Origin of the sequence: Yoonia sp. (assembly GCF_036007805.1) — a bacterium.
Taxonomy (GTDB): domain Bacteria; phylum Pseudomonadota; class Alphaproteobacteria; order Rhodobacterales; family Rhodobacteraceae; genus Yoonia.
Window position 1 is genome coordinate 18,720 of the sequence record NZ_DASYOK010000009.1, and the last position, 10,404, is coordinate 29,123.

12 protein-coding genes are annotated in these 10,404 nt (G+C 58.7%); all 12 read left to right on the top strand.

The genetic code is table 11. From position 1 onward, the window contains the following. Positions 1–81 precede the first annotated feature (81 nt). The gene (mbhE, locus tag VGP75_RS00370) at positions 82–2,340 is read left to right on the top strand and encodes a hydrogen gas-evolving membrane-bound hydrogenase subunit E (RefSeq protein ID WP_327541755.1); all 2,259 of its coding nucleotides are present in this window, start codon (positions 82–84) and stop codon (positions 2,338–2,340) included. After that, entirely contained in the window at positions 2,337–2,756 is a 420-nt protein-coding gene (locus tag VGP75_RS00375; protein ID WP_327541756.1) for a Na+/H+ antiporter subunit B, read from the top strand. The genes mbhE and VGP75_RS00375 overlap by 4 nt, the downstream gene beginning before the upstream one ends. Continuing rightward, entirely contained in the window at positions 2,756–3,115 is a 360-nt protein-coding gene (locus tag VGP75_RS00380; RefSeq protein ID WP_327541757.1) for a Na+/H+ antiporter subunit C, read from the top strand. The genes VGP75_RS00375 and VGP75_RS00380 overlap by 1 nt, the downstream gene beginning before the upstream one ends. Further along, the gene (locus tag VGP75_RS00385) at positions 3,115–4,605 is read left to right on the top strand and encodes a Na+/H+ antiporter subunit D (protein ID WP_327541758.1); all 1,491 of its coding nucleotides are present in this window, start codon (positions 3,115–3,117) and stop codon (positions 4,603–4,605) included. The genes VGP75_RS00380 and VGP75_RS00385 overlap by 1 nt, the downstream gene beginning before the upstream one ends. Further along, positions 4,605–5,084, top strand: a complete 480-nt coding sequence (locus tag VGP75_RS00390) for a Na+/H+ antiporter subunit E (RefSeq protein WP_327541759.1) — start codon at positions 4,605–4,607, stop codon at positions 5,082–5,084. The genes VGP75_RS00385 and VGP75_RS00390 overlap by 1 nt, the downstream gene beginning before the upstream one ends. Continuing rightward, on the top strand, positions 5,081–5,380 hold the full coding sequence (locus tag VGP75_RS00395) for an MrpF/PhaF family protein (protein WP_327541760.1): 300 nt from the start codon (positions 5,081–5,083) through the stop codon (positions 5,378–5,380). Before VGP75_RS00390 ends, VGP75_RS00395 begins: the two co-directional genes overlap by 4 nt. Then, positions 5,377–5,682: a monovalent cation/H(+) antiporter subunit G gene (gene mnhG, locus VGP75_RS00400; protein WP_327541761.1), complete on the top strand. Its 306-nt coding sequence runs from the start codon at positions 5,377–5,379 to the stop codon at positions 5,680–5,682. The genes VGP75_RS00395 and mnhG overlap by 4 nt, the downstream gene beginning before the upstream one ends. Positions 5,683–5,746: 64 nt before the next feature. After that, a complete protein-coding gene (gene hydA, locus VGP75_RS00405) occupies positions 5,747–7,162 on the top strand; it encodes a dihydropyrimidinase (protein ID WP_327541762.1) in 1,416 nt (471 codons plus the stop codon). Between the two features lie 9 nt (positions 7,163–7,171). Then, a complete protein-coding gene (locus VGP75_RS00410; protein ID WP_327541763.1) occupies positions 7,172–7,561 on the top strand; it encodes a VOC family protein in 390 nt (129 codons plus the stop codon). Continuing rightward, positions 7,558–8,247: an aspartate/glutamate racemase family protein gene (locus tag VGP75_RS00415; protein WP_327541764.1), complete on the top strand. Its 690-nt coding sequence runs from the start codon at positions 7,558–7,560 to the stop codon at positions 8,245–8,247. The genes VGP75_RS00410 and VGP75_RS00415 overlap by 4 nt, the downstream gene beginning before the upstream one ends. A gap of 68 nt (positions 8,248–8,315) precedes the next feature. Further along, positions 8,316–9,458, top strand: coding sequence for a hypothetical protein (locus VGP75_RS00420; protein WP_327541765.1), 1,143 nt, complete (start codon positions 8,316–8,318; stop codon positions 9,456–9,458). A gap of 74 nt (positions 9,459–9,532) precedes the next feature. Next, positions 9,533–10,404: dihydrodipicolinate synthase family protein (locus VGP75_RS00425; protein ID WP_327541766.1), on the top strand; the 872-nt coding region annotated here is incomplete at its 3' end.

Below are 10,404 nucleotides of genomic sequence, written 5' to 3' on the forward strand. Positions count from 1 at the left end.
TCCTCCATCAATCTTGTTGCTTCTGACGCTTGAACAGCTACATCGTGACACGCAGTGAATAGATTCTGACCGGATAAAACATTGGATATATCAACGCCCTCCCGCTGGATGACACCCGCTGGCCTTCTTCCTGTCGTCATTGCTGGCAGTCTTTTTGTCTGGTTCGCGCAGATGGTGCCCGTCATCGCGTCCGGCGATACGCTGCGGTTTGTCTGGGAATGGGTGCCAAGCCTTGGGGTGAACGTCAGCTTTTATATTGACGGGCTTAGCCTGACCTTTGCACTTTTGATCACCGGAATTGGCGCTTTGGTGATGCTGTATTCTGCCCGCTATCTAGCGGGCCATATACATCAGGCGCGGTTCTCGCTTTTCTTGACCAGCTTTATGCTGGCGATGATCGGTCTGGTGATTTCAGACAACCTGTTGGCCCTGTTCGTTTTTTGGGAATTGACGACGATTACCTCCTATCTGCTGATCGGTTTTAGCCATGATACGGCCAAAGCGCGCCGCTCAGCCCTGCAGGCGCTTATGATGACAGGCATCGGTGGTCTGGCGCTGTTGGCGGGCGTCATCCTGATTGGCACCACCGCAGGCACATTCGAGATGTCCGAGATCAACGCCATGCCCGGTGTGCTGACCGAAAGCGTCATGTACTTGCCGATCGTGCTCTTGGTTTTGGCCGGCGCCTTTACGAAATCCGCGCAAATGCCTTTTCATTTCTGGCTTCCCAACGCGATGGCGGCCCCCACTCCTGTCAGCGCCTATCTACACTCTGCGACGATGGTAAAGGCGGGCGTCTATCTGATGGCACGCACACATCCTTCGCTCAGCGGCACGGACCTTTGGCTCTGGGCGCTGACAATTGCCGGTGCCGTGACGATGGTCTTTGCCTCCGTCATGGCGCTGCGGCAAACCGATCTGAAAATGGCGCTGGCTTATACAACGCTCATGGCGCTTGGTGCGTTGACATTGCTCTTGGGCAATAACAGCAGCTACACGATCACAGCTGCCGCGACATTTCTGATCGTGCACTCGCTTTACAAAGCGGCACTCTTTCTTGTGGTTGGCATATTGGATGCACAAACCGGCACGCGCGAGGCGGGCAAGCTTTTCGGCATGGCCCGCGCGATGCCCGTCACAGCTGCAGCGGCCGGCGTTGCGGCACTCTCGATGGCAGGGTTCCCGCCCTTCCTTGGCTTTATCGCCAAAGAATTGTCATACGCCGGTGCCATTGCGGTGGACAGCGAACCGTTCTTTGTCGCGGGCGCTTTCCTGATCGCCAGCGCCCTGATGGTGGCGATTGCAGGGATCGTGGCGTTCCGCCCCTTCTGGAGCAAATCCGGCGCGCCGATCGCAGGCGTCAAAGAGGCGCCATGGCCGATGCTGGTCGGCCCTGTTGTGCTGGCCACCCTTGGTGCATTCTTTGGGATTTTCCCTCAGACGCTTGCCACAATGCTGGTAAATCCGACAGTCGCTTCGATAATCGGCGATGCCGAACCCGCCAAGGAGCTCAAATTATGGGCTGGCGTGAACCTGCCCCTGTTCCTCAGCATCGCAACCTTTGCTTTGGGCTTTGCCATCTATGCCGCTACAAACAAACTCCGCGCGGCCTTGATCAACCTGACAGAGCGTAGCCCCAAGTTCGACAACGGATGGGACAACCTGATGGCGGGGATTGCCTCGGGGTCCAAGGCCCTGACTCGCGTGATCCAGACCGGTGTGCTTTACCATTACATGGTTGCGACCTTCGGCACCGCGCTCGCCGCGCTCGCCGTCACGCTGTTTTTGCGCAGCACAGGTACGCCTGCACTGGATTTCCCGCAGGTCGAGCTTTGGGATTGGCTGGTCTTCTTGCTCGTGCTTTCGGGCTCGATCCTCGTACTGGTCACCAACTCGCGTATCACCGCACTTGCGGGTCTAGGTGTGGTGGGTATCAGTCTGGCAATGGTATTTATCTTCTACAGTGCCCCGGACGTTGCCATTACGCAGTTGCTGGTCGAAACGCTTGTCGTGGTGCTTTTTGCTGCGGCTGCACTCAAATTGCCCAGTCTCAGCGTGGAGCCGCTGCGCAAGCGCTGGCTTGACGCGTTCATTGCGTCTGGTCTGGGTGTTGTGACAACGATCATCCTGCTTAAGGTCACCGCCGGCCCGGTTGATCGCGAATTGACCACATTCTTTGAAACAGCCAGCTATCCGCAGGCGTTTGGCCAAAACATCGTCAACGTGATCCTCGTAGATTTCCGTGCGCTGGATACATTCGGTGAAATCGCGGTCGTCCTGATCGCCGCGATCGGCATCTTTGCCATGCTCAAAAGCAAGCCCGAGGAGGAAAAGCGATGAACTCCGTCATTCTGCGCGCTGGTGCGCGGCTGCAAGTTGTCCTGCTTTTGGTGTTTTCCGCCTATATGATGCTGCGCGGACACAACGCGCCGGGTGGCGGATTTATCGGAGGGCTGATCGCCGCGACGGGTTTCGTGGTCTATGCCATTGCCTCTGGCACAGCGGATGCCCGCAAAGCGTTGCGCTTTGATCCGAACGACATCGCAGGCGCAGGGCTTGGCATCGCCCTGATCGCGGGCCTGATGGCCGTGTTCTGGGGCGATGCGCTTTTCACCGGACAATGGCTTTTCATCGGCGCGACCGAGACAGAAAAAGGCCTGCCGCTTTCGACGGTACTTATCTTTGATATCGGCGTTTATCTCGTGGTTCTAGGCTCCGTCTTGTCGATCACCTTTGCATTGGAGGAGGCGGTCTGATGGAACAGCTCCTCTCGATCCTGATCGGTATTCTGGTTGCCTCTGCGGTTTATCTGATGTTGTCGCGAAACTTGCTGCGGTTCCTGTTTGGGCTGATCTTGTTGTCAAACGCGGCCAACATGACGATTTTCGTGGCGGGCCGTCTGACACCGGGTGCGCCGCCGCTGGTGCCCGACGGGCTTGATGAGCCTGCGCATGTTGTGGCAAACGCCCTGCCCCAGGCACTGGTGCTGACCGCGATTGTTATCGGCTTTGGGCTGTTCGCCTTCGCCCTCATCCTAGCCTTCCGCGCTTATCAAAGCCTTGGCACCCTGAATACCGACGAGATGCGCGTCGCCGAACCAAAAGAACCCCAATAATGAGTTGGTATCTGACACTTCCCCTCGCCATTCCTTTTGTAACGGCGGTTGTTGCCTATCTGCTGCGGTCTAATCCCGTTGGCGCTTGGGTCTCGATCATCGGCTCAGGTCTCGGGTTGCTTGCCTCAATCGCGCTCATGGTTGTGGTGCTCGATGCTGGCGTGGTCGTAGGGCAAATGGGCAATTGGCCTGCACCCTTCGGGATCACACTGGTGGCGGACCTGTTGTCGGCAGTCATGGTCCTGATTACAGCCATCACTGGTTTTGCTGTCGCGATCTACGCTTTGGGTGACATCACAGAGCGGCAAGCGAAACTGGGCTATCACGCGCTGTTCCAGCTGCTGCTCGCGGGTGTGACCGGCGCATTTATGACAGGCGACCTTTTCAACCTCTACGTCTGGTTCGAGGTCATGCTGATCGCATCCTTCGGCCTTCTCATCCTGAACGGCGGTAAAGAACAGATCGACGGCGGCGTGAAATACGTGGCGTTGAACCTCATCTCGACGATCCTGTTCCTGACCGGCATTGGCTTGCTCTATGGCATGACAGGCACGTTGAATTTCGCCGATCTCGCGCTGAAGGTCGAAGACATCGAAAACCAAGGCCTGCTGACGGTCGTCGCGATGATGTTCATGGTGGCTTTCGGGGTGAAAGCGGCGGTCTTTCCGCTCTTCTTCTGGCTGCCCGCCGCCTATCACACGCCCAGCTTTTCAGTCTCGGCTGTCTTCGCGGGCCTGCTGACCAAGGTCGGGGTCTATGCCCTGATCCGGATGTTCACGCTGGTCTTTGACCACGACATCGGCTTTACGCACACAGTGCTGTTGTGGGTCGCCTGTCTGACCATGGTGATCGGTGTTCTGGGTGCGGCCGCGCAATCGGACTTCCGCAAGATCCTGTCGTTCCATATCATCAGCCAGATCGGCTATATGGTGTTGGGACTGGCGCTGATGACACCGCTGGCGCTGGCGGGTGCGGTCTTTTATCTGGTGCACCACATCATCGTGAAGGCGAACCTGTTCCTGATCGCAGGCATCGCCAAGCGGTTGACCGGTGGCACCGAAGTCTACCGGATCGGGGGCCTCTATAAATCGGCCCCGTTCCTCGCGATCCTGTTCCTGATCCCTGCCTTCTCTCTGGCCGGTTTTCCACCACTGTCAGGATTTTGGGCGAAATACATCATCGTTAAGGCAAGCCTTGATGTCGAGATGTGGTTTGTTGCCTTCATCGCACTGGCGGTAGGTCTGATGACGATCTATTCGATGACCAAAATCTGGGCAGAGGCCTTTTGGAAACCGCATCCGGATGGTCTTGACCCGAAACTGCAAAACCTTGAGCATAAATGGGCGCAACTGCTTCCTGTCGCAGGTCTCGCGGCGCTGACGATCTTTATCGGTCTGAACCCCGAACCCTTTGTCCAGTTTGCCGAGCGCACGACTGTGCAACTGCTCGACCCGACTGCTTATATTACAACTGTGCTGGGAGAAATGTGATGAACCTGTTTCTTCTCAACCTGCTGCTGGCAGTCATCTGGGCGTCACTTTGGGGTAGCCTGACCCTGTTCCAACTGGTTGCGGGTTTTGTCGTGGGCTTTGTGACACTCTGGATCGCGCAACCACTCTTGGGCGGGCCAAACGGCTACTATTTGCGGGCCTACCGTATCGTGCGGTTGGCGCTATATTTCATCTATGATCTCTGCGTCTCAAGCATCCGCGTCGCCTATGACGTGCTGACTCCCACCGATTACAGCAACCCCAAAATTCTCGAAATGCCGCTGGATGTGCAGTCCGACATCGAGATCCTGCTCGTCACCAACCTGATCTCGCTCACCCCCGGCACGCTGTCGCTTGATGTGACACCCGACCGCAAAACACTGATTGTCCATGCGATGTTTGCTGATGACCCTGATGCGGTGATCGCAAGTCTGAAGAACGGCATGGAACGGATGGTCAAAGAGGTATTCGAAGCATGACTTCCGCTGCATTTCTGGATCTCGCGATCTACGCAAGTTTCGTGATGGTGATGCTGTCGCTCGCCATCGCCTTTATCCGGCTGGCCAAAGGCCCCACACTCGCCGACCGCGTGGTGGCGCTTGATATGATGACTGTGTCAATTATCGCGGTCTGTGGTGTCGTTCTCGTCGGAACCGGCGAGCCCGCATTGCTTGACGTCGCTCTCGTGCTTGCGCTGGTTGGTTTCTTGGCCACCGTCGCGCTTGCCCGTTTTGCTGAACGCCGCGATGCCCGCGAGAACGGAGAACATCAATGATTAACGTCATCATCGGTATTTTCCTGCTGTTGGGTGGTTTCTTTGCCCTCGTCGCCGCGATTGGCGTCTTGCGCCTGCCTGATGTGCTGACCCGCATGCATGCTTCGACAAAGGCAGGTGTGCTAGGCAGTAGTCTGATCCTGATCGGCGGTGCGATCTATCTGGCCGAGACCGAAATCACCGCCCGCGTCATCGCCACAATCATCTTCTTGATGCTGACAGCACCAATCGGCGCGCATATGATCGGGCGCGCCTCTGTGCGTGATCTGAAATACAAGCACAACAAAATACGAAACGACTAAGGGACTTGCGGAACTTGCGGTGCGAGGGGCAACATAGCCCCAACACACCGCAAGGAGGCGCCCCATGTCCGACCCGTTCGATTTACTGATCACAGGCGGCCGGATCGTGACACCGGCCGGTGTGGTGACAGGTGATCTTGCCGTGCGCGGGGAAAATATCGCTGCCATAGGTACGCATCTTGCGCCTGCGAAAACGACCGTAAACGCCGCGGGAAAATACGTCATGCCCGGGGGCATCGACCCGCATGCCCATATTGAGCAAATGTCCGGTATGGGTGTGATGAACGCCGACACTTTCGAGACCGCCACAAGATCGGCTGCCCTTGGGGGCACGACAAGCGTTATCTCTTTCGCCGCCCAGGCCAAAGGCGAGCGATTGGCACAAACCGTGGCCGACTATAGCGCCCGCGCCACACGCGGTGCGATGATCGACTATGCGTTTCATATAACGGTCACTGACACCGGCGTTTCCGACTTTGCGGATAATCTTGCCGCGCTGATCGGCGCAGGCAACCGGTCCCTCAAGGTCTTTACCACCTACAACATCCAACTCTCCGACGCGCAAATCCTGTCCGTGATGTCCCAAGCCCGCGCGCATGGCGCATTGGTCTGTGTTCACGCCGAAACCGATGCCATCATCGCGCAGGCGAAATCTGAACTCATTGCCGCAGGCAAGACCGCCCCGCATTTCCACGCAGCCTCACACCCGCGCATGGCCGAGATCGAGGCGGTGGAACGGATCTGCCGCTTTGCCGAATATCTGGGGCAGCCGGTAATGCTCTTTCACATCTCGACAACCGAAGGTGCCGCCGCCGTCAGCAGCGCCCGCGCACGCGGCGCGCCGGTCTGGGCGGAAACCTGCCCCCATTACCTGTTCATGACCGAGGACATCCTGCGCCAACCCGGATTGGAGGGCGGAAAATGGATGTGCTCCCCCCCGCAACGGCAGGTGGCGGATCAAGAGGCGCTCTGGGCCGCTCTTTTGGAGGGTGATCTGCAAATCGTCTCTTCCGACCACGCGCCTTACCGTTTTGACGAAAGCGGCAAACTCTCTGCCGGACCTGACGCAGGGTTCCACGAGATCGCAAACGGGCTTCCCGGGCTGGAAACCCGCCTGCCTCTGATGTTTGATGCGATGGTCACCAAGGGCCGTGGCGGGCCCGAGGCCTTTGTCCGCCTCACTGCCACCGCCCCTGCCGAAATTTACGGCTTGCCGCACAAAGGGGCTCTTGCGGTCGGGATGCAGGCCGATATCACCCTTTGGGACCCTGAAAAGACGGTCACCTACGGCGCGAACGACCTGCATGACAATGTGGGCTACAATCCGTGGGTGGGCCGCACCGTCACCGGCTGGCCCACGGATGTCTGGCTGCGGGGGGCGCGGATTGTGACAGACGGTGCCCTGACGACAACGCCCGGCAATGGCCGCAAGATAGACCGCCCCGCGCTTGCTGTCTCACCGACTGCCCCGCTGACCTGAGGATCACGCATGCCCCGTCCCGACGCCCCGAACACGCTTGCCATCACCTTTCTCTATTACCGCGACCTGCCCACTGCGATGGCGTTCTATGAAGATATCCTCGGGCTGCCACTCGCCATTGACCAAGGCTGGTGCAAAATCTACCGGATCTGCACAGGCGCGCATGTGGGGCTGGTCGATGAAAGCCGGGGCATGAACAAATGGCAGGCGGTCAAACCTGTGCAGCTTTGTATCCGTGTGCCCGATGTGGATGCGTGGCATGCCTACGCGCAAAAAGAAGGTCTGGCCAACCTGTCCGACCTCTTTGTCAATGACGCCTTGGGCATCCGCGCCTTTGTCTTCAACGACCCCGAAGGCTATCAAATCGAAATCCAGTCCGCCACGCGTGAGGGTGCATGACCAGTAAAACCTTGATTGTGATCAATCCCAATTCCTCCCAGACCGTCACTGACGGGATCAAACGCGCGCTTGATCCGCTGCGCATATTCGGAACGCCGATCCGGTGCCTCACGCTTTCCGAAGGGCCACCCGGAATCGAAAACCAAAGGCAGGCCAATCTGACCATCGCGCCCATGCTGGAGCTTGCGGCGGCACAGACCGACGCGGCAGGCTATGTCATCGCCTGTTTCGGCGATCCGGGGCTGCATGCCCTGCGTGATCAAACCGCCCTGCCCGTCGCGGGCATTCAGGAGGCCGCCGTGATGACCGCGCTGACCCTCGGGCAGCGCTTTGGCGTCATCGCAATCCTGCCCGCGTCAATCCCACGCCACTTGCGGGCCTTTGGCGCGATGGGTGTGCTGGACCGGCTGGCCGGTGACCGCGCGCTTGGCCTCGGGGTTGCCGACCTTGCCGATCCGGACAAAAGCCTTGCTGCCATGATCGCCACCGGCAAACGTTTGCGGGACAAGGATGGCGCGAATGTGCTGATCATGGGATGCGCAGGCATGGCGCATTACCGCGCCACACTGGAACAAGAGACCGGCCTGCCCGTGGTCGAACCCTGTCAAGCCGCCGCCGCCATGGCCCTCGCCCAGATTGCCCTGGGCCAAAGCCACGCAGGGTCACCTATGGCACAAACAGGATAATGGGTCGGGCCTATTGAGCGCTGACCGCGCCACATAAATAAGAAGCAATTATGAAAGGATATTGATTTGTGCCCTTCTTGAAAATCTTCTCAACGCTTTTGACACTGCTGATCATTGGTTGCGCTGCGGCAGATATATCCTCCTCGGCGCAAGAGCCGCCGGTCGTCACACCCCAAACCGTCAGTCCGCACCGGACCGCAATGGGCTTTACCCCCTGGCCGGTTGATTTCAACGCAGCAGGCCTCGCCCGGACTTACGGGTTCATCGGCGACCATGCGAACCTGATTGCACATCACTTCGACGGTGGGATTCCTTGGGATGAAGCCGCAGCAAATACGACCTTTCCCGCGCATCTGCAGAATGACTGGGCCTATCGGCAGGCCAACACGCCGACCGGTGCCAAGGTGTTTGTGGCTGTGACACCGCTCAATTTTGAACGCAACGGCCTCGCCCCGGCATGGACGGCAGATGGGGACAACCGCCCACTTCCTGCAAGCTGGCAAGACCGGGCGCTGGATGATCCAGCGGTCATCGCCGCCTATACCAATTACGTCCGGCGCGTGGTTGCGGCCTTCGAACCAGACTACATCGCCATCGGGATCGAGGCAAATGTGGTGATCAGCAACGCTGCTGCACTCTGGGATGACTATGTGTCACTCAACGCCGCTGTCTATGAGCAGATCAAGCTTCGCCATCCGTCGCTCCCGGTTTTTACGACCGTGCAATATGAACATCTGCGCGGGATCGAGGATGGCGCCAAGCCGAACCTCGCTCTGCAACGACCCGGCGTGGCAACCCTGATGCAGTCAAGCGATCTGCTTGCGCTCAGCACGTACCGCTATGGCACATTGCACCCCAACCCGATGGAGGCGGATTATTTCGACGTCGCCAGACGCTTTGGCAAACCCATCGCCATTGCGGAATCCGGCGCAATGTCGCAACCGGTACGGATCTTTGGCCTGCGCTTGCCCGCCAGCGAAGCCGACCAAGCACGCTTTGTCGGTGGTCTTCTGGCCCATGCGGTGGCAAATGATTTTCCCTTCGTCGTCAACTGGGTCGCCATCGACTTTGAGCCCGGCCTACGCCGATTGCCCGCTGCGTTACGCGAAATCGCCAAGGCTTGGGTGCACACGGGGTTGGAGACATCTGCGGGAGAGGACAAACCCGCGCTCGCGATCTGGGACGCCTACCTGCGCCAATCGCGCCCATGACAGGCGTGACACACGACCCAACACGGGCTATCCCGACCTGAAGATATTCTGCCCCACTATGAGGAGATCGCGCCATGCTTGATGAATCCGCCAAAGGTGTCTTTACCATTGCCGTGACACCGTTCTTGCCGGATGGCGCGCTGGATTGGGACAGCGTCGACCGGATGGTTGATTTCTATATCGCGCAGGGTGCGACGGGGCTGACAATTCTGGGCATGATGGGTGAGGCGGGAAAACTTTCAGCCGAGGAATCAATCGCTGTGGTCAAGCGTGTCACGGCGCGCAGCACAGTGCCGATTGTCGTTGGTGTCTCGGCACCGGGATTTGCCGCAATGAAAACCCTCTCCGATGCGGCCATGGACCTTGGCGCGGCTGGCGTGATGGTGGCACCCCCCGGCAATCTCAAGACCGATGACCAGATCCTGACCTATTACCACAACACGGCCGAGACCTTGGGCGATGCACCTTTCGTGTTGCAGGACTTCCCGCTTGTCACGAATGTCGTGATCCCTACCAAAGTCATCCTGCAAGTGGTCGCGGACTGCCCGACCTGCGTGATGCTCAAACACGAGGACTGGCCGGGGCTGGAAAAGATCAGCGCCCTGCGCCGCGCTTCAGGCGCAGGCGCGCGGCGGATTTCGATCCTGTGCGGCAACGGCGGGCTGTACCTGCTGGAAGAAATGCTGCGCGGGGCGGATGGGGCGATGACAGGTTTTGCCTATCCCGAGATGATGGCGCAGGTAATCGCCGCCCATAGCGCGGGGGATATCAACCAGGCACGCGATATCTTTGACGCCTATCTGCCGATGGTCCGCTATGAGGCGCAGCCAGGCTTGGGCCTTGCGATCCGCAAATACACTCTGGCGCAACGCGGCGTGATTGCACATGACACTTTGCGCAAACCTGGTGGTGTGTTGAGCGCCGCCACAAAGGCCGAAGTCGATGC

Bases quoted from the DNA above. Each gene is read 5' to 3' on its own strand.
- VGP75_RS00390 (WP_327541759.1), top strand. From the start codon at position 4,605: ATGAACCTGTTTCTTCTCAACCTGCTGCTGGCAGTCATCTGGGCGTCA.
- VGP75_RS00385 (WP_327541758.1), top strand. From the start codon at position 3,115: ATGAGTTGGTATCTGACACTTCCCCTCGCCATTCCTTTTGTAACGGCG.
- hydA (WP_327541762.1), top strand. From the start codon at position 5,747: ATGTCCGACCCGTTCGATTTACTGATCACAGGCGGCCGGATCGTGACA.
- VGP75_RS00395 (WP_327541760.1), top strand. From the start codon at position 5,081: ATGACTTCCGCTGCATTTCTGGATCTCGCGATCTACGCAAGTTTCGTG.
- mnhG (WP_327541761.1), top strand. From the start codon at position 5,377: ATGATTAACGTCATCATCGGTATTTTCCTGCTGTTGGGTGGTTTCTTT.
- VGP75_RS00415 (WP_327541764.1), top strand. From the start codon at position 7,558: ATGACCAGTAAAACCTTGATTGTGATCAATCCCAATTCCTCCCAGACC.
- VGP75_RS00410 (WP_327541763.1), top strand. From the start codon at position 7,172: ATGCCCCGTCCCGACGCCCCGAACACGCTTGCCATCACCTTTCTCTAT.
- VGP75_RS00380 (WP_327541757.1), top strand. From the start codon at position 2,756: ATGGAACAGCTCCTCTCGATCCTGATCGGTATTCTGGTTGCCTCTGCG.
- VGP75_RS00375 (WP_327541756.1), top strand. From the start codon at position 2,337: ATGAACTCCGTCATTCTGCGCGCTGGTGCGCGGCTGCAAGTTGTCCTG.